General features: G+C 59.3%; 21 protein-coding genes. 6 read left to right on the forward strand and 15 right to left on the reverse strand.

Translation table 11 applies throughout. The features are described from left to right. Positions 1–10 precede the first annotated feature (10 nt). The 9 genes from LXM96_RS04665 to LXM96_RS04705 all read right to left on the reverse strand — a co-directional run bounded on the left by LXM96_RS04665 (position 11) and on the right by LXM96_RS04705 (position 10,428). Positions 11–1,102, reverse strand: a complete 1,092-nt coding sequence (locus LXM96_RS04665) for a glycosyltransferase family 4 protein (RefSeq protein WP_239997223.1) — start codon at positions 1,100–1,102, stop codon at positions 11–13. Beyond that, positions 1,099–2,214, reverse strand: coding sequence for a glycosyltransferase (locus LXM96_RS04670; protein WP_239997224.1), 1,116 nt, complete (start codon positions 2,212–2,214; stop codon positions 1,099–1,101). The genes LXM96_RS04665 and LXM96_RS04670 overlap by 4 nt, the downstream gene beginning before the upstream one ends. A gap of 1 nt (position 2,215) precedes the next feature. Beyond that, entirely contained in the window at positions 2,216–3,172 is a 957-nt protein-coding gene (locus LXM96_RS04675; RefSeq protein ID WP_239997225.1) for a glycosyltransferase family 2 protein, read from the reverse strand. Next, complete coding sequence (locus LXM96_RS04680; RefSeq protein ID WP_239997226.1) at positions 3,169–4,134, reverse strand: glycosyltransferase family 2 protein; 966 nt, start codon at positions 4,132–4,134, stop codon at positions 3,169–3,171. Before LXM96_RS04680 ends, LXM96_RS04675 begins: the two co-directional genes overlap by 4 nt. Positions 4,135–4,231: 97 nt before the next feature. Next, positions 4,232–4,975 carry a class I SAM-dependent methyltransferase gene (locus LXM96_RS04685; RefSeq protein ID WP_239997227.1) on the reverse strand — a complete coding sequence of 248 codons (744 nt, stop codon included), beginning with the start codon at positions 4,973–4,975 and terminating at the stop codon, positions 4,232–4,234. Positions 4,976–4,991: 16 nt separating this feature from the next. Then, positions 4,992–5,672 carry an FkbM family methyltransferase gene (locus LXM96_RS04690; RefSeq protein ID WP_239997228.1) on the reverse strand — a complete coding sequence of 227 codons (681 nt, stop codon included), beginning with the start codon at positions 5,670–5,672 and terminating at the stop codon, positions 4,992–4,994. 136 nt (positions 5,673–5,808) lie between these two features. Beyond that, on the reverse strand, positions 5,809–7,611 hold the full coding sequence (locus LXM96_RS04695) for an ABC transporter ATP-binding protein (protein WP_239997229.1): 1,803 nt from the start codon (positions 7,609–7,611) through the stop codon (positions 5,809–5,811). Between the two features lie 129 nt (positions 7,612–7,740). Next, a complete protein-coding gene (locus tag LXM96_RS04700; protein WP_239997230.1) occupies positions 7,741–8,907 on the reverse strand; it encodes a nucleotide sugar dehydrogenase in 1,167 nt (388 codons plus the stop codon). A gap of 114 nt (positions 8,908–9,021) precedes the next feature. Then, the gene (locus LXM96_RS04705; protein ID WP_239997231.1) at positions 9,022–10,428 is read right to left on the reverse strand and encodes a sugar transferase; all 1,407 of its coding nucleotides are present in this window, start codon (positions 10,426–10,428) and stop codon (positions 9,022–9,024) included. A gap of 156 nt (positions 10,429–10,584) precedes the next feature. Here LXM96_RS04705 and LXM96_RS04710 point away from each other — a divergent pair, with 156 nt between their 5' ends. Beyond that, entirely contained in the window at positions 10,585–11,610 is a 1,026-nt protein-coding gene (locus LXM96_RS04710) for an NAD-dependent epimerase (protein ID WP_239997232.1), read from the forward strand. A gap of 93 nt (positions 11,611–11,703) precedes the next feature. Then, positions 11,704–12,831, forward strand: coding sequence for a glycosyltransferase family 4 protein (locus tag LXM96_RS04715; RefSeq protein WP_239997233.1), 1,128 nt, complete (start codon positions 11,704–11,706; stop codon positions 12,829–12,831). A 186-nt stretch (positions 12,832–13,017) separates the two neighbouring features. Here the strand turns inward: LXM96_RS04715 and LXM96_RS04720 are convergent, their stop codons facing one another. Next, a complete protein-coding gene (locus LXM96_RS04720; protein WP_239997234.1) occupies positions 13,018–13,650 on the reverse strand; it encodes a BA14K family protein in 633 nt (210 codons plus the stop codon). 151 nt (positions 13,651–13,801) lie between these two features. Between LXM96_RS04720 and LXM96_RS04725 the strand changes: the two genes are divergently transcribed. Next, entirely contained in the window at positions 13,802–14,290 is a 489-nt protein-coding gene (locus LXM96_RS04725) for a metallophosphoesterase family protein (protein ID WP_239997235.1), read from the forward strand. Positions 14,291–14,313: 23 nt separating this feature from the next. Here the strand turns inward: LXM96_RS04725 and LXM96_RS04730 are convergent, their stop codons facing one another. The 5 genes from LXM96_RS04730 to ytfQ form a co-directional block, all read right to left on the reverse strand. Next, positions 14,314–15,090, reverse strand: coding sequence for a FadR/GntR family transcriptional regulator (locus LXM96_RS04730; protein WP_239997236.1), 777 nt, complete (start codon positions 15,088–15,090; stop codon positions 14,314–14,316). After that, positions 15,091–16,074 (reverse strand): galactofuranose ABC transporter, permease protein YjfF, encoded by a 984-nt coding sequence (yjfF, locus tag LXM96_RS04735; RefSeq protein ID WP_239997770.1) that lies wholly within the window; start codon positions 16,072–16,074, stop codon positions 15,091–15,093. After that, positions 16,074–17,108, reverse strand: a complete 1,035-nt coding sequence (locus LXM96_RS04740; protein WP_239997237.1) for an ABC transporter permease — start codon at positions 17,106–17,108, stop codon at positions 16,074–16,076. The genes yjfF and LXM96_RS04740 overlap by 1 nt, the downstream gene beginning before the upstream one ends. Then, entirely contained in the window at positions 17,105–18,628 is a 1,524-nt protein-coding gene (locus LXM96_RS04745; protein ID WP_239997238.1) for a sugar ABC transporter ATP-binding protein, read from the reverse strand. The genes LXM96_RS04740 and LXM96_RS04745 overlap by 4 nt, the downstream gene beginning before the upstream one ends. A gap of 100 nt (positions 18,629–18,728) precedes the next feature. Next, a complete protein-coding gene (ytfQ, locus tag LXM96_RS04750; protein ID WP_239997239.1) occupies positions 18,729–19,688 on the reverse strand; it encodes a galactofuranose ABC transporter, galactofuranose-binding protein YtfQ in 960 nt (319 codons plus the stop codon). A gap of 325 nt (positions 19,689–20,013) precedes the next feature. On the opposite strand from ytfQ, the gene araD1 reads away from it, so the two are divergent. From araD1 to LXM96_RS04765, 3 genes are read left to right on the forward strand one after another with little or no spacing between them, the layout of a single operon-like run. Beyond that, positions 20,014–21,003: an AraD1 family protein gene (gene araD1, locus LXM96_RS04755; RefSeq protein ID WP_239997240.1), complete on the forward strand. Its 990-nt coding sequence runs from the start codon at positions 20,014–20,016 to the stop codon at positions 21,001–21,003. Positions 21,004–21,010: 7 nt separating this feature from the next. Then, positions 21,011–21,934: a Gfo/Idh/MocA family protein gene (locus LXM96_RS04760; RefSeq protein WP_239997241.1), complete on the forward strand. Its 924-nt coding sequence runs from the start codon at positions 21,011–21,013 to the stop codon at positions 21,932–21,934. Positions 21,935–21,992: 58 nt separating this feature from the next. Continuing rightward, positions 21,993–23,819: an IlvD/Edd family dehydratase gene (locus tag LXM96_RS04765; protein ID WP_239997771.1), complete on the forward strand. Its 1,827-nt coding sequence runs from the start codon at positions 21,993–21,995 to the stop codon at positions 23,817–23,819. The last annotated feature ends 36 nt before the right edge of the window (positions 23,820–23,855 follow it).

Genomic DNA, 23,855 nt, shown 5'->3' on the forward strand with positions numbered 1-23,855 from the left:
ATCAGCGGTTCTACGCCGCGGCGTCTTCCAAGAGGTTCTCCCACTCAAGCAGGACCGACGGCAGCCCGTTTCGGGACAAATCGCTACCTATCGTGTTGGCCAGGTGCAGACGTCGTGTGGGATCTGCCATCAGTAGTGACATCGCATCGGCAAGTGCCGCGACGCGATCATCCTCTGGATCTACCAGAACGCCATTCACGCCATCCAGGATTATCTCGTTCGTCCCGGGGCAGTCCGCAAACCCGATAGCCGGAAGCCCGTGCGCCAGTGCTTCGATGGTGGCAAGGCCGAGGCTCTCATAGCGAGATGGGATGACGTATAAATGGGCCGCGGTGTATTCCGCCTGGATGTCGCTGACCGTCCCGGCCAGTGATACCCGTTGTTCCAGGCTGCGGAGAGCGATCTCCCGCTTCAGTCTATCCCGCTCATTACCGTCGCCCAAGATCTTCACGCTCCAGTCTGGGAAATCTGCAGCAATGCGGGCGAATGCCCTGATGAGAGTAAGATGGTCTTTCTGTTCGTGAAGTCTTCCGACGGCTATGATTTGCTTCTGCGCACTCGAACTGCCAAGCACGTTGGCAGTCGCACCCACGGCAACGGAAACCGGGTTCGGCATAACGGTCATCTTATTTCGTACCATCACCGGATACTGTTGCTTCATCTGCGCCGAGACGGCCGTGAAGCGATCGACCAATCGGCTCGATGCGAGGATGGACAGCCAATGCAAGGGCTGCTTGCGGTAGCGTGCCGGGACATTGTGTTCACTAGCGATAACCGGTACGCCGGACCAGGTGAGAGCTGCACTGAGTGGTACATAGCAGGAGGGCATGAAGCCGATCGCAACGTCCGGTGCATAGTCCAGCACGATCTGGCGGAGCGCTGACAGTGCTTTCGGTTGCGTGATCCTGATGCCGCTTTGTGGATATGCGAGTCGTGGAATGCGACCATCGAGTTCGTAGAAGCTGGGTGCCGAAACGGGCTCAAAGGTCAACACGGCGACATCGTGACCGCGTTCGTAGAGCCCGTTGACGACATCGACAAAGACGCGTTCCGCCCCACCGCCTGGCGTACTCAATGCCTTGATGCAGAAGAGCAGCTTCATGTTGACCGTACTCTCACGAGAAGAGCCTCCCATCGGTCGTAACACTCGCTAGGAGCGTAGCGTCGCATGGCCTGGACTGCAAACGCGCCCATGGACGTGCGCCGCTCCGTTGCTTCCATGGCTTCGGCCAGTGCATGCGCCAAGGACTCGGCGTTGTTCACGCCGTCCGCCAGCCAGCCCGTGGTCCCTGTTTCGATGAGATCTGCAACACCTGAGCATCCGGCAAATCCAACGGCGGGCAAGCCATGCGCCAGAGCCTCGGCAAGCGCATTGGGGAAGCCCTCCCAGCGGGAGGGCAAGCAAAAGAGATGGGCCGCGACATAGCAAGAGGCGACGTCTTTCGTGGCGCCAGGCAGAGAAACCCGGTTTATCAGCCTGGGAGAAGCCCTGATCTTTGCTTCGAGCTTCTCGCGATCCTCACCTTCGCCGATGATCCGGAGATCCCATTCTGGAAACCGGTCCGCGAGCACCTCAAACGCCTCTAGAAGCACGTCGAAATTCTTCTGGTAGCCGAGACGTCCAACTGACAACAAGGTGAACCGGTGATCAGGCCCCGGAACGCCGGGCTCGGCATGCCTTTCGGCCGTCGCTACCGGGTTCGGCGTCTCAACAATCTTCGACTGCAGTGCATTGGGGTAGCTTGATCGGTATCGATCAAACTGAACGGCTATGGCAGCAGCAAAACGGAAGGAAAGCAGCTCGATGCGCCGGTTCCATTCCGTGCTAGCGTGCTCATAGAGCGAAGGAGCGGTGCGTTCGGCCGCAACAACGGGTATTCCCAGTCCCCACGTGTAGGCGAGCATGGCGCGGAAGGCTCCTCCCTGGAAGCCGACAATGGCCTCCGGGCCAAACTCCTTGACCATGCTGCGCACCTTTGCCGCGCGCTGCAGGCGCAGAGCCATGCCGGCACGCCGTGCGGGATCTCCCAGCCCGAGTTTGTACCAGCGAATCTCCGGTCGCATCGGGTAGAACGCCCGACCTTCGGCGCGATCCCAGGTGAACAACGCCACCTCGTGGCCGCGTTCCACCATCTCGTTCATGATCGCAATGATCATGCGTTCCACGCCGCCGGCCATATTATGAATGGCCCGGGCTGCAAACATCATCCGCATGTTATGATCTCTCCGCCGATATCCGGCGTTCGTGGGAAAGCCGCTTGGGACCTGTGGCGAGGATGTGTCTGGTTGCGAGGATCGGGTTGACCATCGCGATCCTCAGGAACTGTAGCGCAAACCGCAGGTAATCGCGCTCGAAGTGGTAGTAGCGGAGCAGCGGCCAGTTCCGGGCATAGTGGTACCGGCCAATGGAGCGAAGATAGCCGGCATGCTTGTCAGCCACAGCGACCTCTGCGTCACGATTGACCTTGGATGATTTGTCGGCGCTTTGGCTTGCGTGCTGAATGAACAGTTTCTCCTGAGTGCCGATGAACCAGCCGCCCTCCAGGGCAAGCCGAATGGCGAGGTCGACATCCTCGACCCGGCGCAGGCTGCTGTCGAAACCCTCCAGGCGTCGCAACAGCTCTGTTCTCGCCATCAGGGCGCAGGTGGGGGTGCCGCTGGCATAGGTCCAGTGCGGCAGGACGCGGTGAAACAGAAGATAGTCGGCAAGGGCAGGGCCGTGTGGCATTGCCTCGCTTGCGCCGATGGCGGGAAGTGGCCTGATGTAGCCGTTGGGATAATGCCGTTCGCCGGCAGCATAGCAGGCGACCGGCAATGAACCTTTCTCCGCCTCGAAGGCCAGAATCGTCTCCACCTGTTTGCGCACGCGATCCGGCATGCTTTCGTCGTCGTCATCAAAGAAGGCCAGAAAGATGCCGCTGGCTTCCGCGATGATGGCGTTGCGTGCCGCCGCGGCGCCACCATTCACTGACAGGCGTATGAGACGGGCACGTGGATCATCGGCGATGATCTCGGAGACGAGATCGGCCGAGCCATCGGTGGACGCGTCGTCGGCAATCAGCACCTCGAGATCTTTCCAGTCCTGCGCAAGGGCACTGGCCACGGCGCGCGCAATCGTGTCCCGCGCGTTGTAGCAGGTTATGCCGATGGTGACCTTTTCGCTCGGGGTCATGATCTCTTTGCGGCGCGATGAAAGCGGGAAAAAGCGCGGTTGCCTTCGAGATTGGGTAATGCAAGGCGCAGCCTTTGCCAAGTCCACAACGGATGACGCAGTGCTGCGGTACCCATGCGAGCGGCGAAGCCGATCCTGTCGCCCGCCAACCAGTGGTGCTTGGTGATCAACCACTCACGGCAATAGCGGTAGTGTTCTTCCCCCGCAAAGACCGCCCGGTGCTTGTCGACGAGCATCAGCTTGAACGCCAGTTCTCCCTCCAGCGACTTGTCGGACGTCGGGGTCAGCGTTTGTGTGACCAGAGGCTCTGCGATGCCGACAAAATGACCTCCCGAAAGCGCCAGACGGACGCACAAATCGGTGTCTTCGACGCGCCGGAATGCGGGATCGAAGCCGCCGATTTGCCGATAGGTTTGCGTCCGCGCCATTTGCGAGCAGGTGGCAAGGGCGCCGTAGCCATCCTCCAGAGGGGCGCCGAAGAGGATGCGGCGGGCGACAGCTTCTCCGTGCGGCGCAAGCTTCCCTTCTTGCTGCCCCATGGTGGGCTCCACCCGCATGCTGCCGTCGATGCCGACCTGCAGCCGGGCTGTGTGGCAGATCACAGGCGCCCCACCGGCAAGCTCCGTCTCGTATCGGGTGATGTGCTCCACCTGCCGGCGCACGCGCTCCGGGGCGCTAATGTCGTCATCGTCGAAGAAGGCAATGAACTCGCCGCGCGCTTCTGCTAAAATACGGTTCCTCGCCGCCGCCACGCCACCGTTCTCACTCTGCCGGAAAGCGCGGACATGGGCGTGGCTGGCCGCCAGTGCCTCAATCCTCTCCCAAGTCCGATCGGTCGAGGCATCGTCGACGATCACGATTTCGAAAGAGGGCCAGTCTTGATCTAGTGCCGAGCATATTGCTCTGTCGAGAGAACTCTCACAGTTGTATGAGGTAACTCCAATGGTGACGAGAGGAAGCACGATAGAGATACGTCCGTTAAGTTCCTTTTTCAGAACTTCGTTCAGTGACAGTGTTTGTCAGGCGAGTGACGGCAACAATGTCAACGTCGCGATTTTGTCAGCTGTTCTTCGTCGCTGTTACCAAGTACCCTAGCGGACAGTTGACGATTGGGTGATCCTGCCGAAAACGCCCGGGCTTGGATACCGATCTCTTCATCAGGCTCAAAATGAAGTCTTTGAAAATGGCGACGCGTAACCGGGTTTTTTTAAACGGGCCCGGTATTCCTGTCACAGTGCAGGCTGCGGAGAACGGTCCCCAGTGCAGGGCTTCGACTTCATTAATCTCGAAGCCCGTTTCGGCTAATTTTTGACGCCAGAACGCTGGTGTATGGCGGCTAAAATCGCTGGGATGGCCGTGGACTCTGAAGATGAAGGGCACAATGAAAATTAGTTTCCCGCCCTCCTTCAAGACCCGGTTTAGATCACGAAGCACGGGCGTGACGTCGTAAATGTGCTCAAATGTGTTGAGCGAAAGCGCAGCATCGTATCGGTTGTCTTTGCAAGGTATCGGAGCGTTCGGCTCGAGCAGAAACGTGGGCTCAGTTTGGGGATCTATGTTGGCTGACTCGTACCTAAAAAATGTCCCTTGTTTTGTCCAATTTGATATCTGCTCGCGGTAATTGGTCACATTGCCGCCGCCAAAGTCGAGAACGAAACCTTGTAATTCGAGACCGGCCAGCCGTTCGTATTCCAAGCATCTCAGTACGCTGATCCTCGCTGACTGCCTCAACATCGTCAGGAGGCGGGGAAACGTCGGAGGTTTGAATGTCACAAAGGTGGTGTCGGTTGACTGCGCGCGCATCGACTTCCTGACCAATTTAGTTTTCGCAATACAGGAGGGGTTTGGACGAAACTCGACCGGTTATCTCCCGAATGTATTTGAAGTTGGATGACAGCACGTCTCGAACCCTGTCGGTATCGCAGAGCCCAGGATGGAGTTCGATAACCAGACTTCGCACGTGTCGCAGCAAAGAAGGGTCCGCACAGATAAACCGCTCTTCAGCTCCCTCGATGTCGACTTTCAGCAGGTCGACCGGTCCGTGTTCTGCTGCTCGATGCAGAATTGAGCGGAGCGATATAGTTTGCACCACAAGCGTACCATCCGACGATATTCGATGGCTCATACTGGGACCGTCATTTGAAAACCGCAAGGTTGCATCGTCCGTATCCGCGGCCGCTCGGTTGACGATCTCCCAGCACCCTTTGTTTAACGACCTGTTTTCGCTGAGGACTGCGAAGGTTTGCGGATCAGGTTCAACGCTCAGAATGCGTGCGTCGGGGGCGTGGTTCAGCGTCCAGACAGCGAACGTTCCTATGTGTGCGCCAATGTCAAGTACGACGGGAGCTTTCCGGCTGGTCAGTGAAGGCTCTAAGAACTGATACTCTTTTTCGTAGAACACTTCCAGCAGCGCATTGCTATCCGTGCCGCGAAACTTAATCGGCTGGTGGTTGAACGACGCGCGAAGCAAGCTATTCGGCCTGTACTTCTGCTTGATCATAACTAGCAGCGCCGCCGAAAACGACCCTGTAAGCGGTTTGACCCACCTATATGTGTCTCTCGCGCGCTTAAATCGCCGGGCGAATGCCATGGCCGGGGTTCCTCTCTGAGTCACGAACTTAATGCCACAGTCAGTTTCACCGCCCGCTTCCTCCAGTCGCCAAGTCTTGGAACAGAGCGTTGTGTGCCATCAGTTCTTCGTAACGGCCGGATCCGGCTATGGTACCCTTATCCATAAGGCAGATAAGGTCGCAGGACCTTATAGTGTTGAACCGGTGAGCGACGATCACCACTGTCTTTTCACGCCCCAGCTGTTCGATAGCATCCATCACGGCAGCCTCGGTTTGATTGTCAAGCGCACTGGTTGCTTCGTCGAAGACGATCACTTTAGGGTCGTCGTAAAGAGCTCGAGCAATTCCTAGCCTTTGACGTTGACCGCCAGACAATCGGGAACCCCGCTCACCGATCACGGTGTCAAATTTCATAGGGAGTTCCGACATAATGAACTCATAGAGCTGCGCCTGACGTGCGGCTCGCTCCACCTTCTGCCTATCAACCTCATGAGCGGGAACACCGAACGCGATATTTGCGGCGATCGTATCGTCGGTGAGGTAAATCTGTTGAGGGACATAGCCGAGATTTGCTTGCCAGCTTCTCCGATTCCCGAGGTTCAGAGCGACGCCGTCCACAGTGATTGTTCCGGCAGTTGGTGTTAGCAGTCCGAGTATAAGGTCGGCTACTGTGCTCTTTCCCGCGCCCGTGGGGCCTACCAGAGCTATGCTGCCTCTAGCCGGAACGGTGAAGGAAAACGCAGACAAGGCATTTGCTTCCGCGCCCTCATACCGGAAATCTACGGATTTGAACTCTAACGACTCCCGAAACCTCATGGGGGCGATCGAACGTGTACTAGGAGGTGTCCCGTCCGTAGCAAGTTGCATATCCGCGCTCAGTTGGTCCAGGGCAGGCAGAGCGAAGCGCATTTGGCCGACAGAGCGGTAGACATCTTGGAACGCTGGAAGGAGACGATATCCTGCGAAGGCAAAGAAGCTGATCAGAGGTAATATCTTGTTGATCTCATCTCCGCGAACGATCCAATATAGTAGGATGACGAGCATCCCTCCGAATGCGGCCCCCTGAATCACGTAGAATGGAATTTCTCTCATGATCAGCATGCGAGATTGATACACAGCGTACACCCGGGATGGCCGCTTGAAGCGCTCGATATAGTCCGCCTCCCGTCCCAACACACGGAGTTCCTTCAGCCCTTGAATTGCCTCTCCAGCTAGCCGGTACTGATCTTCGTTTGCTTTCAGCCTGAGTTCGCCAGCATGACGGACATCCTTTTGGGTGAGCCGGTCAACGATCAGGTAACTTCCCACAAATAAGGCCGCCAAGGCCAACGATGTCAGCGGCTCGACTATTATCAGGACGAGCACTATTGCAAGGGATACGATGGTGCCGGACAGTGCGCGCATCGCAGGTAGCAAAACGCTGGTCGCGACCGTTGCGACCTCGGACAGCAGCGATTTAGAAAGACCTGCGCTGTTCCGGTGGAGGAAGAATTCGTACTTTTGGCCCATGTAGACCTTAAGTAGCCTCACGGCAATTGAGTGGATCCGCATCAGCGAGAAACGCTGGATCGCATAGACAGTGAGGGCACGGAAGAAAAGGCTCCCGAGAAACAACAGCAACAGAACGCTGCCGAGAAATACGAGGAAGCCTCGCTGATGCGAGAAGCCTAGATACGTGTATGCAACGGAAAGCAGCTTGTTTTCATCAATGATGGAAGGATCGGATAGGACTCCGATGAACGGCAGGATGCTCGCAACACCAGCTATTTCAACCACTGCCGCGACCAGCATCATGCCCAGCAGCACCAAGGCCTGGCGCTGTTCGCGTGGGCTCAAAAGAGCGCGCAGTTTTCGGAACGTGTCGAGCAATCGTCTTCTCTAGCTTGTTCGCCGGCGGCAAGGCGCCGGCGTCTCGCAGGGTAGGGGCGCGCGAGCCCGGCTGCCATACAGGGTTTTTGCCGGTGTTTCAATTCAAGGAAAGCTCTGACGCCGGCTCCCTCAATCGCTGCCGAAGACATCGCGGGTGAAGACCTTGTGCTTTACGTCCGCGATATCGGGTGTGATGCGGTTGGCGATGATGACGTCGGACTGCTGCTTGAATGCCTTGAGGTCGTTGATGACCGGTGAGCGGAAGAAATCGGCGTCCGGATAGGCCGGTTCGTGCACGATCACCTCGATGCCGCGCGCCTTGATGCGCTTCATGATGCCCTGGATGCTGGAGGAGCGGAAATTGTCCGAGCCCGCCTTCATCACCAGCCGGTAAACACCGACAACGGAGGGATTGCGGCCGATGATCTGGTCGGCAATGAAGTCCTTGCGCATGGAGTTGGAATCCACGATCGCCTTCATCAGCGCCTGGGGCACATCCTGGTAGTTCGCCAGCAGTTGCTTCGTATCCTTTGGCAGGCAATAGCCGCCATAGCCGAAGCTCGGATTGTTGTAGTGGCTGCCGATCCTTGGATCGAGGCAGACGCCTTCGATGATCTGCCGGGTGTCCATGCCACGGGACAAGGCATAGGTGTCGAGCTCGTTGAAGAAGGCCACGCGCATGGCAAGGTGAGTATTGGCGAAAAGCTTAACGGCTTCCGCTTCCGAGCTCGTCATCAGGAGAACGTCAACATCCTGCTTCACCGCTGCCTGGCTGAGCAGGGACGCGAACTGCTCGGACCTTTGGCTCTCGTTGCCGACGATGATCCGCGATGGGTGGAGGTTATCGTGAAGGGCGCGCCCCTCGCGCAGGAACTCCGGAGAAAAGATGATGTCGAGGCCCGGCAGCTTCTGGCGCATACGATCGGTGAAGCCGACCGGTATCGTGGACTTGATCACGACGAGCGCGGTCGGACGCATGGCCTGCACATCGGCGATCACCTGCTCGACGGAAGCGGTGTCGAACTGATTGGTCTGCGGGTCGTAGTTCGTCGGCGTCGCGATAATGACGATGTCTGTGCCGTCATAGGCGTCCGCCCGATCAAGCGTGGCACGCAGGTTCAAGGGCATGTCCCGCAGGAAGTGCTGGATATCGTCGTCCTGAATCGGGCTCTGGGCTGCGTTCAGCCTCTCTACCCGCTCGGGGACGACATCAAGCGCAACAACTTGCGACTGCTGGGACAGCAGCACCGCGTTAGAAAGCCCGACATATCCTGTCCCGACGACGGTTATTTTCATGGGATTTACCTGTGTCTTTCAAGTTGATGCCGGCAGCCGGGCTGTCGACATGATCAATGCCATAGCTCTTGCAACTGCTGCCAGGCGGGGAGCAGGGAGCCGGTCCCCAACCGACTATCTTGCGCCACGTCGCAACAGCAGGGTCCTGACGGTCGTCAGCGCGATCCGGAGATCCAGGTCGAGCGACAGGTGCTTGATGTAGTACAGATCGTACGAGAGCTTTTCACGCGCTTCCTTCAGGTTGCCGGAATAGCCTGAATTAACCTGAGCCCAACCGGTCAGGCCCGGCAGCACCATCAGCCGCAGCAGGTACTTCGGCATGACTCGTTCGTAGGATTTCGCCAGGTCGATCGCCTCCGGCCGGGGGCCGATTACGCTCATTTCTCCCAACAGCACGTTGAAGAGCTGGGGGATCTCGTCGAGCCGGAACTTGCGAAGAACGCCACATCCTCGGATTATCCGGCTGTCTTGCGCGGATGTGGCCCCGCCCGCACTGCCCTTGTACATCGTCCGGAACTTGTACATGCGAAACGGCCTGCCTGCATAGCCCCGCCGAAGCTGAACGAAGATCACTGGGAAACCGTCCCGCCATGCGATGTACAGCCCGGTGAACAGCGCCAAAGGAAGCGTAAGTGGTAACGTGATCATGACTGCAGCCACATCCATGATCCGCTTGAGCCGCGCGTAAAGAACCTGGCTTGGCAAATAGGCGAGATAGGTGCTTTCAAAGCTGTCGATATCCAGGCGACCAAAGCGGTGCTCCAGATACTGTGTCCAAGGCACCACCTCAACGTCGCTCAGATAGTATTGGGCAAGAAGTGGCGCCCATTCCTCCTTGTGATGCTCCAAGGGGTCGATCAGCAACGTATCGACGTCCGCTTGAACGTGCGCAGACCCCCGATCCAGAAGCGGAACGTCAAGCTCCTCAGCTATCTGTTCTGCACCATTGAACGGAGCCAAGACCGTTTTCTCGCTGCGACTTTGATGGAACGAGACATTCGCATAGGCCATGACCGCGGTGATGACCGGCCAGCAGGCCAGCAGCGCCTGGTAACTGATCGGCAGTCGCACGGCAGAAAGCGTGCTGACCGCGAAACTGAACATCGCGCTCGCGACGATGATGGCAACCATGACGGGCGCGGCGTGGCGGCGAAACGCAGTCAAAACGAACGCGGTCAATACCGGTACAGTAGCCAGAACAGCTATGGCGATAAAAATGTTCGCCCAGTCGCTGCGCCCAAACCGGGTCGCGACCAGGAAGTAGAGCGCGGACTGCATGAGCACACACAGGAGCACAGGCGCAAGGAAATTTCGAATGTCGCGAAGATAGCGGTGTCTACGGCGGCGCGTCCGCTGATCGATGATGATGGACAGCCCTCTCGGAGCCTCGAGGCGCCGCCGTGTCCACTTATGTATCTTTCTTGCTCGCACCCTTGCTCCTACAGGCCCGATCACCGCTCCACCTCTTGCGAGGTAGGACTGTTTCGCGCCCTGGTCATTCGCCGTGGCGGCATCCGCCATCGCCGGCTCATTGTCAAGCCTTCGGTGTCGTTGGACCGCTTCGGTGGGTCTGAACTCAAGAACCTGCTTTGCAGACGGCGGAGGGATGCGGTAGGGGACGGATCATGTTGCCGCTCACAAGGTGCGGATCATCGGCAGAATAGGAGAACGCTCGAGATGAAGGTCCTGGTCACCGGCAGCGCGGGTTTCATCGGCTATCACGTTGCAAGGCGCTTGATCGAGCGTGGAGATGCCGTTGTCGGTATCGACGTTATCAACGATTACTACGATCCCCGGCTGAAAGAGGCGCGTCTGCGTGAACTTGCTGAGATCGGCGGGCGACAAGGCGCCGAGTACAGTTTCGAACGTCTCGATGTTGCCGATGACAAAGGGATGAAGGATGTATTCCAGGCTCACGAGTTCGACCGCGTCATTCATCTCGCTGCGCAGGCCGGCGTGCGCTACAGCCTGGAAAATCCGCAAGCTTACGTTCAATCCAACCTCGTCGGCTTCGCCAACCTTCTCGAAGCATGCCGGCATCAGCAGGTTGGCCATCTCACCTATGCTTCGACGTCAAGTGTTTACGGCGGCAACCGGAAGATGCCGTTTTCCGAACACGACGGCGTAAACCATCCGCTTCAGTTCTATGCTGCGACCAAGCGCGCGAACGAACTGATGGCCCACAGCTACTCGCATCTTTTCGGTATTCCTACGACTGGCCTCCGTTTTTTCACCGTCTATGGTCCCTGGGGGCGCCCGGACATGGCACTGTTTTCCTTCACGAAGAAGATACTGGCAGGCGAACCCATAGACGTGTTCAACCATGGTGATCACACGCGCGACTTCACCTACATTGACGACATTGTGGAAGGGGTGATCCGCGCCTCCGACAATCCGGCAGAGCCGAACCCAGAATGGGATGCCCTTCATCCTGATCCGGCGACATCCAACGCTCCTTTTCGCATTTTCAATATCGGCAACTCGGCGCCGGTCAAGCTGACGGAATATATCGAGGCCCTGGAGGAAGCCCTCGGAAAGAAGGCGATCCGCAACCTCCTGCCGCTTCAGCCGGGTGATGTTCCGGACACTTTCTCGGACACGTCGGAACTCACCGCGGCGACAGGATATGCGCCGTCAACCACCGTGCGCGAGGGGGTGGCGCGCTTCGTTGCCTGGTATCGTCAGCATCATGACGGGACATGAAGGGAACGGGCCGTTGCATCCGGTAAGCGTGGCCCTGCGGCGGCTTGGGGATAACACGGGACATCAATGCTGCTTCAGCGGGTTGTTCAGCCCATGAGCAGGAAATCCTTTGCGATCATTGGCAATCAGGCGTTTTCGCTCCTCAACTTCCGATCGCCGCTCATCCGGGACATCATCTCGCGCGGTTATGATGTTTACGCTTTGGCTCCCGATTTTGACGTGGCGACGACAGAGCAGGTGCGGCAGCTCGGGGCGGTGCCTGTCTCCATCTCGCTTTCACGTACGGGACTCAATCCCGTGAGAGATTTGCGTGACGTCGTGAAACTCGCTCGGGTTCTTGCAAGGCTCCGGCCGGAGACGGTTCTCAGTTTCTCCATCAAACCGGTGATCTACGGTACACTCTCTGCTCGCTTCGCGGGTGTGCCGCATCGGTATGCGCTTATTGCAGGGTTAGGCTATGCCTTCGGGGACAGCACGCGCTCGACATTCAAGGCTAAGCTCCTCCATTATCTGGCCCGGGCACTCTACAAGCTTTCCCTAAGCCAGGCCCAGCGGGTTTTCATGCAAAATCCGGACGACGCCGCTGACTTTGTCCGGATGGGAATTGTGGACGGAGGGAAAATACAAGAGGTCAACGGGACTGGTGTCGATCTTTTGACTTGGCCTGTCCTCCCGCCAGTGGACCAGCCAATGACTTTTCTTCTGGCGGCACGACTGCTGGCTGAGAAGGGCATTGTGGAGTACGCCGAAGCCGCACGGATCGTTAAGGCGAAATTCCCCCAGACGCGCTTCATCCTGTTGGGAGGCTTGGATTCCAATCCCAACGGTGTTGGTCGGGCGGGAGTAGAACGGTGGGTTGCCGAGGGCATACTGGAATGGCCAGGCCATGTTGACGTACGACCCTGGCTGAGGCAAGCCAGCGTCTACGTCTTGCCTTCCTATTATCGCGAAGGGATCCCGCGATCGATCCAGGAGGCACTGGCAAGCGGCCGCCCCGTAATAACGACGAGCGCCCCGGGCTGTCGCGAAACGGTTGTCGAGGGCGTTAACGGGCTTCTCGTTCCCGTGCGGGACGTCGATGCGCTGGTGGGAGCGATGCTGACATTTGTTCAGCGACCAGAGCTTGTCCATTCCATGGGAAGGGCAAGTCGGATGTTGGCTGAAGAGAAATTTGATGTTCGCGAGATCAACCGGACCATGATTTCTTCGATGGGCCTGTGAAATTCGGCGCTTGTGTTATCGAAGCTCGAAGACGGTCAAGGCCTTCACTCCGACACCTGAGAACGAAACCTTCTTTATTACCCCCTGATGTTCACTCGGCGACGCTGTGTCAGGTCCTAACCGACCGACACAGTACCGGCGGTATATGTGATCTCCTCCTTTTTCGAGCCCTGACATCACCTGATGTTAGCCGAAGGGTGATTCACAGGCACGGCGGGGGCCGTGGTAAGGCTGGTACGTGTTATCTGCAGGTCTGTAGGAGCGGTAGCGCTCGAAGCACCATGTGATGTGGGCGCTGTCGCCGTCTATCTGTGGCTGATGGATCCGTGAATTGGAAGCGATCGTCTCCTCACGGAGAAGATAGGGCGACTCGCATTGCTTCCGCGGCCCCTCATATGGCTGATAGCTATTGTCTTCTGCTCGGTAGGATCTGTAGCGGTCGCTACACCACTGCGCGTGCTGGGTCCCTTCAAATTCCATTGGGGCTTCAGGCTCTATGGCGCCGGTGGCAGTCATGTCCAAGGCCGGATCATTCTCATCCGTAGAGGCCGTTGCCGCCAGGCGCGCCTTTTCCTGTTCGCTTAGTTCAACGGCCATCGCCTGGAAGACGGGCGGTACGGGGGCGGCGGCGAGGCGCTCGAAATTCTGCTCCTGCGGGTCAACGGCTACCGGCTTGTTCGTCCAAAGCGGGCGCTCATCCAAGTGTGCGAAGTGGTGGGGCTCCGGGTCCTGCATTATCCACGATGAGGCTGCGACGCCCCCAACGAAAAGGGCCACGGCCATGGCCACCCCGAGGATCAAGGACAAGAACGATTTCATCAGTTAGCTCCGCATTCTACCATTGTCGCAGAATGCGTTTTCGGTGCAGGCGGTTCCGCATTTGCTGCGGTGGCCATGGCTTCGCCGCGTCGACACGGGCGGTGCAAGCAGGTTTTGAGGGATCGGTGCGGTAGGCGGGGCGTTGTGTGAGATGATCTATTTTACCAGCGATACCCATTTCGGAGACAGGAGGGTCTTGCAGATCGATCGACGGCCGTTCGCCACGACAGCCGAGCATGATGAAGCGCTGATCGAAAGGTGGAACGAAACAGTCTCTCCGGAAGACGAGGTCTGGCATCTGGGTGATGTCATGTCAGCCCGCAGCACGGCTGAGGCGGAAGTGCTCCTCTCACGGCTGAACGGGCGAAAGCACCTGGTCGTCGGCAACAACGATCCTGTCACCGTCAGCGCGGCATCAGGATGGGAAAGCGTGCAGCATTATGCGGAGTTGAAGCTCGGAGATCATTTTCTCGTCCTTTGCCACTACGCCTTTCGAACGTGGAACCAGATGGGCAAGAGGTCGATCAATCTTCATGGGCATTCCCACGGGCGGCTGAAATCGCTGCCGCGGCAGTTCGATGTTGGAGTCGATGCACGCTCCCTGCGTCCGGTGCTCCTCGAGGAACTGCTTGGGCGCTAAGGCTCCGCAACACTCTCTTGCTGTCACCGCAGGCTGCGTATCTCCGTCCCCTCGAGGCTTGGAATGGATGAAGAGGCGATAGAAGCTCTAATGCGACTCTTACCCACGTCGATGACGTGGCGCATCGCCTGGACTGCCTTATCGGCGTCACGCGATGCTATGGCATGAGCGATCCGCAAGTGGTTGCTCGCGACCTCGTCGATCTTCTCCTGCGAGGCGGCCGGAGAGGAGAGCTGGAACGAGATCGCAAGGGCTGCTTCAACGATGGCGCTCGCCGACCGCATGAAGGGATTGCCCGACATGCGGGCGATGGCCAGATGGAATTCCAGGTCCACCTTGGCAATCGTCTCGGGCGTATGGTGCAGGTCGTCGAAGCGGGCGGCAATGGCGTAGAGCTGCACGATATCGTCGTTGGTTGCCCGCCGTGCCGCAGCCGCAGCAGCGGCCGGTTCCAGGGCGATGCGCATTTCTGCGAGGTGCTCGATGAATTCGAAGTCTAGCCCGGAGTCGCACCGCCATCCGAGCACGTCGGCATCGAAGAAGTTCCACATGGCGCGGTCTACGACACGAGTTCCGACTTTCGCCTTGGGCTCGACCAGCCTCTTGGCGGCTAGCGTCTTCATCGCTTCGCGCAAGACGGTGCGCGACACACCGAAGCGTGCCGAAAGTTCGCTGTCGCCAGGCAGTAGCGAACCTTCCGCAATGCGGCCGGCGACGATGGCGCTGCCAAGCTCCGCAACCACATGCGCATGGCTGTTGCGGCCCTTGCGTCCGGTGATTGCTGATTCAAGCAGTCCCAATCAAGCCTCCTTCAGCCGCCCCTCGACCAGTCTCCGATCCGAATACCACACGATACCCCGCTGCAGAACTATGAAGGTGAACAGCAGGAGGCCGATGACGATCTTCGTCCACCAGGAGGAAAGCGTTCCGTCGAAGACAATATAAGTCTGGATCAGACCCTGTATAAGGATGCCGACGAGTGTCCCTGCAACGAGACCTGCGCCGCCCGTCAGCAGCGTCCCGCCGATGACCACCGCGGCGATGGCATCCAGTTCTACGCCGACGGTCGCGAGAGAGTAACCGGACGAGGTGTAAAGGGTGTAAGCAATCCCGGAGAGCCCTGAGAGGAACCCGGAGAGGGCGTAGATGCCGACCGTCGTGCGGCCGACGGAAACACCCATCAGCTCGGCGGACTGCGGGTTGCCACCCACCGCGTAAACGTTCGCTCCAAAGCGGGTGCGTCCGGCCACGAATGCACCGACCAGGAATACCAACAGCATCAGCATCGCCATCGCCGTCAGCCGTCCGCCGCCGGGAAAGCGGAAGTAGAAGCCCTGGATAGCGTCAATGATCGGATGCGAAATCGGTACTGACTGCGTTGATATCAAGTAGGCGGCACCCCGGGCAAGGAACATCCCGGCAAGCGTCACGACGAAGGGCGGGATCCCGAGGAAGCGGATCATCAGGCCCATGGTCGCACCGAATGACGTGGAGATGGTCAGCACTGCTGCAAAGGCGATCAGCGGATTGACGCCTGCGGAGCCAACCACCACTGCCACGAAGACGCTGGTAAAGGCGATTACGGAGCCGATGGACAGGTCGATGCCGCCAGAGAGGATGACGAAGGTCATGCCGACGGCGGCAATGCCCAGGAAAGCGTTGTCCGTCAGAAGGTTGCCGAGCACACGGGTCGACAGCATGTTGGGAAACTGCAGAACGCAGGCTGCATAAGCGAGCAGGAAGATCGCAAGAGCGGCCAGGAACGGAAGGTTGCGCGTGCTTATCACTGTGCCGTCCTCTCTGTCTTCACAGCCTGCCCGGAGTTGCCACGGATCGGCTTGATCAACGCGAGTGCACTTCCGACCGCTGGAGACTGCAGCGTCAGCACCAGAATGATGATGCCGGCCTTGATCACCAGGTTGAACTCCGGCGGGAAGCCTGAGACGAGAATGCCGGTGTTGATCGTCTGGATGATCATGGCGCCGAGCAGCGACGCAAGGATCGAGAAGCGTCCGCCATTCAGCGAGGTGCCGCCGATGACAACCGCCAGGATGGCGTCAAGCTCCAACCACAGCCCGGCATTGTTGGCATCTGCCCCGCGGATATCTGCTGTGACAATCAAACCTGCGATCGCCGCCATCAGGCCCGAAACGGCATAGACGAAGAACAACAGGAAGCGGGCGCGTATGCCGGCCAGCATCGCGGCGCGCCGGTTGATGCCGGTCGCCTCGATGAGGAAGCCAAGGGCCGTGCGGCGCACTAGCAGGCCAACCGCCAAGGCAGCGCTCATCCAGAGCAGGATCGGGATCGGCATCCCGCCGAGCGAGCCGGAGCCCAAGGCTGCGAAGCTCTCGTTGTTGAACGTCAGGATCACGCCCTCCGTGATCAACTGCGCGATCCCGCGGCCGGCGACCATGAGGATGAGTGTCGCGATGATCGGCTGGATGTCGAGAACGGCGACGAGCAGCCCGTTCCAAAGCCCGCAGAGCAGGCCGATCGCCAGTGAGGCGATGATGACCACCGGCAGGGGATAGCCGCTGGTGATCAAGGTGGCCGCCACGGCACCGCAGATGGCGATCACGGCACCGATCGATAGATCGATGCCACGGGTTGCGATGACCAGCGTCATTCCCACTGCGAGTAGCGCGACGGGCGCGCCCCGCACCAGCACATCTATCAGGCTGCCGTAGAGCCGGCCGTTCTGATAGCTGATATTGAGGAAGCCGGGCGAGATGAGGCTTACTACGGCGATGATGATGACAAGCGCTGCCACCTGGGGCGCGATGCGACGAAGCCGGCGGGCGAGGGGACCGGTCATGCCGCCTCCGTTTCGCTTGGATCGGCAATTGCCGCCATAATGTTGTCGGCGGTAACCGTGGAGCCTCTCAGTTCCGCCACATGCCGGCGATCCGCCAGAACGATGACCCGATGTGCCACGGCTGTGAGTTCCTCCAGTTCCGAGGAGATGACGATGAGCGACATTCCGTCGGCGCAGAGCCTCTCGATCATCCTAAGGATTTCCGCGTGGGCGCCGATATCGATGCCGCGAGTGGGTTCGTCGAGGATGAGGAGCCGCGGCTCCGTCGCAAGCCACCGTGCCAGGATCGCCTTCTGCTGGTTGCCGCCGGAAAGGAATTTGATCGGCCTGTCGGGGTCAGGCGGGCGGATGTCGAGCGAGCGGATGAAGCTGTCGGCCAGTTCGGCCTTCTGTCGCGTCGACAAGGGCTTTGCCCAGCCCTGGCGCGCCTGCAGAGCGAGCGCGATGTTTTCGCTGACGGAAAAATCGCCGATAATGCCATCGGTCTTGCGTTCCTCTGGACCGAATCCGAAGCCGTGAGCGATCGCTGTCTCCGGCGATGATATACGGACCTCGTTGCCATCGATCATGGCGGTGCCCGTGTCAGCGCGGTCGATGCCAAAGAGGAGAAAGGCGGTTTCCGTGCGGCCAGAGCCGAGCAATCCGGCCATCCCCACGACCTCGCCCGGGTGAATGTCTAGGTCGAAGGGCGCAACGCTGCCGCGTTTGCCGTAACCGTTGAACCGAATCGGCGCAGAACTTTTCTCCACCGTTTCGTCGAGTGCATGGTGATCCCGTGTCACGTGCTGCAACTCCTTGCCGAGCATCATCGAAATGAGCTCCATGCGCGGTAGGGTCTCAATCTCGCGCGTGCCGACCATGCCGCCGTTGCGAAGCACCGTGACCCTGTCGGCGATGTCGTAGACCTGGTTGAGGAAGTGGGTGATGATGATGATGCCAAGGCCCCTGTCGCGCAACTTGCGCAGGACGGCAAACACCATCTCGACCTCATGGCTGTCGAGACTGGCGGTCGGTTCATCCAGCACCAGAACCTTGCCGGAAAGATCGACGGCACGTGCGATGGCGATGATCTGGCGGATAGCTACTGAGTAAGACGAGAGAAGGGCGTCTACGTCGATGGTGAGGCCATAGTCGTGGAGCAGGGCTTGTGCCCGGCGGCGCATCTCTCGCCGGTTAACCAAGCCAAAGCGCCGCGGTTGGCGGCCTAGAAAAAGGTTCTCGGCGACCGTCAGGTTCTCAAGAAGGTTTACCTCCTGATAGACAGTGCCGATGCCAAGTTCCTGCGCTTCGGCAACATTGCCCGGCGCAACGTCGCGGCCATCGAGCTTCACCGTTCCGGTATCGCGCGTGTAGACACCGGTCAGTATCTTGATGAGGGTGGATTTCCCCGCACCGTTCTCGCCAAGCAGCGCATGGATCTCGCCGCTGCGCAGAGTGAAGTCGACATTGTCGAGCGCGGTAATGCCCAGGAAGCTCTTGCCGATGCCGCGGGCTTCCAGGAGAGGATGGGTATCGTTCATTGGGACGTCCTGCGACCGAAGACCGAAGCCGCGGTTACGGCTCCGGTCGATGCTTCAGGATGAGAGGTGGAGCCGAAACCGCCACCTCCGAGAGCAGGGCTTAGTAGCCGAGGTCCTTCTTGGACTCGTAGACCTTCATCGGGTCGTCAGCCGCCGTGTAGAGCTTGGATTCCGTCTGGATCCACTTCGGCGGCTCCTTCTTGTCGTTCAGATAGGCTTCAAGCGCATCGAAGGCAGGGCCTGCCATGTTCGGCGTCAGCTCGACCGTGGCATTGGCTTCACCGTCTGCCATGGCCTTGAAGATGTCCGGAACGGCGTCAATGGAGACGATCTTGATGTCGGAGCCAGGCTTCAGGCCGGCTTCCTTGATGGCCTGGATGGCGCCGACGGCCATGTCGTCGTTGTGAGCGTAAACGGCGCAGATGTCCTGCCCACCGCCTTCGGCCTTGATGAAGCTCTCCATGACTTCCTTGCCCTTGGTGCGGGTGAAGTCACCGGTCTGCGAGCGGGTGATCTTGATGTTGTCGTGTCCTGCAATGGCTTCCTCGAAGCCCTTCTTGCGGTTAATGGCGGGCGACGAGCCGGTGGTGCCCTGCAGCTCGACGACGTTGCATTCCTTGTCTCCGACATCCTTGACCAGCCATTCGCCGGCGACCTTGCCTTCATGGACCTGGTCGGAGGTTACGGCGGTCAGATAGAGATCGTCGGGCGCTTCGATCTGGCGGTCGAGCAGAATGACGGGGATTTCTTCTTCCTTGGCTTCCTGCAGCACGGCTTCCCAACCGGTTGCGACGACGGGAGCAACGAGGATCGCGTCAACGCCCTGGGCGATGAAGCCACGGATCGCCTTGATCTGGTTTTCCTGCTTCTGCTGTGCATCGGCGAATTTCAGGTCGATGCCGCGTTTCTCGGCCTCCTGCTTGGTGACCGTGGTTTCAGCTGCACGCCAGCCCGACTCGGAGCCGATCTGCGAGAAGCCCACGGTCAGGGACTGCGCGGAAACGCCTGAAGCCAGACATGCGGAAAATGCGACGGTGAGCGCCGCGAGTGCCTTTTTCATCTTGTATCCTCCCAGAAGATGATGTCGTTGGACGGCTAAGACTTGCATATTGTATTACTTATGCAAGTGGTTTTTCGCAGAAGAAGGTCAGAAATTTCGAGCCTCCGTCTCGCCCCCTGCTTCAAGCTATTGAAAGAGCTTCCAGTTTACTTTTTGTCTGCTTTTGTTGTCAGACAGCCTGATGACAAGCGCTCATCTTGACAATCCAATGCAAGCTCCAATAGTCGTATTAATGCAGCCGCCGAGCCGGATCTCGTGCAAGAGCTGCGGTGTAGGGGGATGCGGCTTGAGAGACGCATCGAGCCAAGGCATAGGTAAAGGGTCAATGCTTCGAATTCTTCAAGTGCGTGACGGCGACAGCCTGAAGGTTGTCGCCTGGGACGGTGTCGGTGCGGCGCGTGTGGTTTCCGGCGCAAGCTCCACATATCAACTTGCCATGGATGCCATCGCGGCCGGGCAGTCGCTCGAAGAGCAGATAAACTCGCTTGGATTCGCAGAAGAGGTCGATCTTCACCGCGCACAGAAGGAGGGGCGTCTCGCGCTTCCGATCTCTCATCCGGATCCGGCGCATTTCTTCGTTGCCGGCACCGGCTTGACGCACCTCGGCTCTGCCGATGGTCGCGACAAGATGCACAAGGCTGCGCAGTCGACGGACAAGCCGACCGATTCCATGCGGATGTTCCAGATGGGCGTCGAGGGCGGCAAGCCCGCAGAGGGACAGGAGGGGGTGCAGCCGGAATGGTTCTACAAGGGCGACGGCTCGCAGTTGCGCGCAACAGGCGAGGATCTTGTCTCTCCAGCCTTCGCACTTGATGGGGGCGAAGAGCCGGAACTGGCCGGAATCTACCTGATCGGCCCGGATGGCGTGCCTTTCCGCTTGGGTTTCTGTCTCGCCAACGAGTTCTCCGACCATGTGACGGAAAAGGGTAACTACCTCTGGCTCGCCCATTCAAAATTGCGACAGGCAGCGCTGGGTCCAGAACTCATCGTTGGTGATCTGCCCGCGCATGTGGAGGGGACGTCGCGGGTGCGTCGCGGCGACGCGGTGATCTTTGAGAAACCATTCCTCTCCGGCGAGGGGAACATGTCGCACTCGATCGCCAATCTCGAGCACCACAATTTTAAGTACGAGCTTTTCCGCCGTCCGGGCGACTTGCATGTACACTTCTTCGGAACTGCGACGCTTTCCTTCTCCGATGGTGTGAAGACCGAACCGGGTGACGTATTCGAGATCTCGGCAGAGCCTTTCAAGCTGCCGCTCGTCAACAAGCTGACGGTTGCGGCTGCGACGTCCGTCTCCGTTCGCAAGCTCTGAGGCATCCATGACTATTCGCCTTGGCATTGTCGGACTGGGCAAGATTGCAAGGGATCAGCATCTCGGCGCGATCCAGGCGACGGACGGCGTCGAGCTCGTGGCCGTCGCGAGCCGCAATGCCGCGCTCGATGGCCTTGCGTCATTCAACGACATCGAGGAGCTGTTGGCGTCCGACGTGCAGGTGGATGCGGTTTCACTCTGCACGCCGCCGCAGGGGCGCTTCGAACAGGCGAAGGCAGCGCTCGATGCCGGCAAGCATGTCATGCTGGAAAAGCCGCCGGGTGCAAGTGTTTCTGAAGTGCATGCCCTCGAGTCTCTGGCCAAGGAAAATGGCCTAACGCTGTTCTCCACCTGGCATTCGCGCGAAGCGGCGGCTGTAGAGCCTACGCGCGCGCTTCTCGCCAATCGCAAGATCCGCAACGTTTCGGTAGATTGGAAGGAAGACGTGCGCCATTGGCATCCGGGCCAGGCCTGGATCTGGGAGCCGGGCGGGCTGGGCGTGTTCGATCCCGGCATCAATGCGTTGTCGATCGTAACCCGAATCATGCCGGAGCCGTTCCACCTGGTTCAGGCTGATCTCTTCTTCCCGAAAAACCGCGCTGCTCCGATCGCTGCAAACCTGTCCTTCAAAACGTCCAGCGGCGTTCCGATCGCGGCGGAGTTCGACTGGCGGCAGACCGGGCCGCAGACTTGGGACATCCGCATCGACACCGATGAGGGGCCGATCGTCATCAGCCATGGCGGCAGCCGTCTTTCTGTCGATGGCGAACAGCGGCTGGTGGAAGAGGATCGGGAGTACCGCAACCTCTACAATCAATTCGTCCGGCTGGTCGGGGAGGGGCGCAGCGACGCCGACTTCTCTCCGCTGGTCCATGTGGCGGATGCCTTCATGCTGGGGCGCCGCCATGCCGTGGAATCCTTCGAGGACTAAGGCTTGAGGCCTTGCGTTCTTCTTACGTGTGAGAACAAACATGACAAACTCTGATAACATGCCCTCCACCGAGATCGCCGAAACCGATCACAGCCGGGGCGAAGTGCGCAAGCTGCGCTCGCGCGCCTGGTTCGACAATCCGGCCAATGCCGACATGACCGCGCTCTATCTGGAGCGCTACATGAACTTCGGACTGAGCCAGGCTGAACTGCAGTCGGATCGACCGATCATCGGCATCGCGCAGACGGGCTCGGATCTCTCGCCGTGTAATCGACATCACCTGGAATTGGCGAAGCGCCTGCGCGAAGGTATTCGCGAGGCGGGTGGCATCGCCATCGAATTCCCGGTCCATCCGATCCAGGAGACGGGCAAGCGTCCGACGGCCGGACTGGACCGTAACCTTGCTTATCTTGGCCTTGTCGAGGTGCTTTACGGTTATCCGCTCGACGGCGTGGTGCTGACGATCGGCTGTGATAAGACCACGCCAGCCTGTCTCATGGCCGCCGCCACCGTCAACATCCCGTCGATCGCACTTTCGGTCGGCCCGATGCTGAATGGCTGGTTCCGCGGAGAGCGCACCGGTTCGGGCACCATCGTCTGGAAGGCGCGCGAACTGCTCGCGAAGGGTGAAATCGACTACGCCGGCTTCGTCAAGCTGGTCGCCTCTTCGGCGCCGTCGACCGGTTACTGCAACACCATGGGCACGGCGACGACGATGAACTCGCTTGCGGAAGCGCTCGGCATGCAGCTTCCCGGTTCGGCCGCCATTCCGGCGCCCTATCGTGATCGGCAGGAAGTCGCCTATCTTACCGGCTTGCGTATCGTCGACATGGTCAAGGAAGACCTCAAGCCTTCCGACATCATGACACGCGATGCGTTCATCAATGCAATCCGCGTCAATTCGGCGATTGGTGGCTCGACCAACGCGCCCATCCACCTGAACGGCCTTGCCCGACACATGGGTGTGGAACTCTCCGTCGATGACTGGCAGACCTATGGAGAAGACGTGCCGTTGCTCGTCAACCTTCAGCCGGCTGGTGAATACCTCGGCGAGGACTACTATCACGCAGGCGGCGTCCCGGCGGTTGTCAACCAGCTGATGAAGCAGGGGCTGATCAACGAAGACGCCATGACCGTCAACGGCAAGACCATTGGCGAGAACTGCCGTGGAGCCATTATAGAGGACGAGAAGGTCATCCGCCCCTATGAGCAGCCGCTCAAGGAGCGGGCCGGTTTCCGAGTCCTGCGCGGCAACCTGTTCTCTTCAGCCATCATGAAGACCAGCGTCATTTCGCCGGAGTTCCGCGACCGTTACCTCTCAAACCCCAATGATCCTGATGCCTTTGAAGGCCGTGCAGTGGTGTTCGATGGACCGGAGGACTACCACAAGCGGATCGATGACCCGTCACTCGAGATCGACGCCAATACCGTGCTCTTCATGCGCGGCGCCGGCCCGATTGGGTATCCGGGTGCCGCCGAAGTCGTCAACATGCGCGCGCCCGACTATCTGTTGAAGAAGGGCATCACTTCGCTGCCCTGCATCGGCGACGGACGCCAGTCCGGCACGTCCGGCAGCCCATCAATCCTCAACGCTTCGCCAGAAGCTGCCGCCGGCGGCGGTCTGGCGGTGCTCAAGACAGGCGACCGTGTCCGCATCGACGTAGGCCGCGGCAAGGCAGACATCCTGATCTCCGATGAAGAGCTGGCGGCGCGCCGGCGCGAACTGGATGCGCAGGGTGGCTATCATTATCCCAAGCACCAGACGCCATGGCAGGAAATCCAGCGTGGAATCGTGGGTCAGATGGAATCCGGCGCGGTTCTCGAACCAGCCGTAAAATACCAGCGGATTGCGCAGACGGAAGGTATCCCGCGCGACAATCACTGAGGTGCAAAGGGCGGCGGCAGGGGGCCGCCGTCCATG

This window comes from Rhizobium halophilum, assembly GCF_021648825.1.
In the GTDB taxonomy this organism is placed as follows: domain Bacteria; phylum Pseudomonadota; class Alphaproteobacteria; order Rhizobiales; family Rhizobiaceae; genus Neorhizobium; species Neorhizobium halophilum.

Excerpts from the sequence above, each read along its gene's own strand:
- LXM96_RS04665 (WP_239997223.1), bottom strand. The coding sequence starts at position 1,102 with ATGAAGCTGCTCTTCTGCATCAAGGCATTGAGTACGCCAGGCGGTGGG.
- LXM96_RS04670 (WP_239997224.1), bottom strand. The coding sequence starts at position 2,214 with ATGCGGATGATGTTTGCAGCCCGGGCCATTCATAATATGGCCGGCGGC.
- LXM96_RS04675 (WP_239997225.1), bottom strand. The coding sequence starts at position 3,172 with ATGACCCCGAGCGAAAAGGTCACCATCGGCATAACCTGCTACAACGCG.
- LXM96_RS04685 (WP_239997227.1), bottom strand. The coding sequence starts at position 4,975 with ATGCGCGCGCAGTCAACCGACACCACCTTTGTGACATTCAAACCTCCG.
- LXM96_RS04690 (WP_239997228.1), bottom strand. The coding sequence starts at position 5,672 with ATGATCAAGCAGAAGTACAGGCCGAATAGCTTGCTTCGCGCGTCGTTC.
- LXM96_RS04700 (WP_239997230.1), bottom strand. The coding sequence starts at position 8,907 with ATGAAAATAACCGTCGTCGGGACAGGATATGTCGGGCTTTCTAACGCG.
- LXM96_RS04705 (WP_239997231.1), bottom strand. The coding sequence starts at position 10,428 with ATGGCGGATGCCGCCACGGCGAATGACCAGGGCGCGAAACAGTCCTAC.
- LXM96_RS04710 (WP_239997232.1), top strand. The coding sequence starts at position 10,585 with ATGAAGGTCCTGGTCACCGGCAGCGCGGGTTTCATCGGCTATCACGTT.
- LXM96_RS04715 (WP_239997233.1), top strand. The coding sequence starts at position 11,704 with ATGAGCAGGAAATCCTTTGCGATCATTGGCAATCAGGCGTTTTCGCTC.
- LXM96_RS04720 (WP_239997234.1), bottom strand. The coding sequence starts at position 13,650 with ATGAAATCGTTCTTGTCCTTGATCCTCGGGGTGGCCATGGCCGTGGCC.
- LXM96_RS04725 (WP_239997235.1), top strand. The coding sequence starts at position 13,802 with ATGATCTATTTTACCAGCGATACCCATTTCGGAGACAGGAGGGTCTTG.
- LXM96_RS04740 (WP_239997237.1), bottom strand. The coding sequence starts at position 17,108 with ATGACCGGTCCCCTCGCCCGCCGGCTTCGTCGCATCGCGCCCCAGGTG.
- LXM96_RS04745 (WP_239997238.1), bottom strand. The coding sequence starts at position 18,628 with ATGAACGATACCCATCCTCTCCTGGAAGCCCGCGGCATCGGCAAGAGC.
- ytfQ (WP_239997239.1), bottom strand. The coding sequence starts at position 19,688 with ATGAAAAAGGCACTCGCGGCGCTCACCGTCGCATTTTCCGCATGTCTG.
- araD1 (WP_239997240.1), top strand. The coding sequence starts at position 20,014 with ATGCTTCGAATTCTTCAAGTGCGTGACGGCGACAGCCTGAAGGTTGTC.
- LXM96_RS04760 (WP_239997241.1), top strand. The coding sequence starts at position 21,011 with ATGACTATTCGCCTTGGCATTGTCGGACTGGGCAAGATTGCAAGGGAT.
- LXM96_RS04765 (WP_239997771.1), top strand. The coding sequence starts at position 21,993 with ATGCCCTCCACCGAGATCGCCGAAACCGATCACAGCCGGGGCGAAGTG.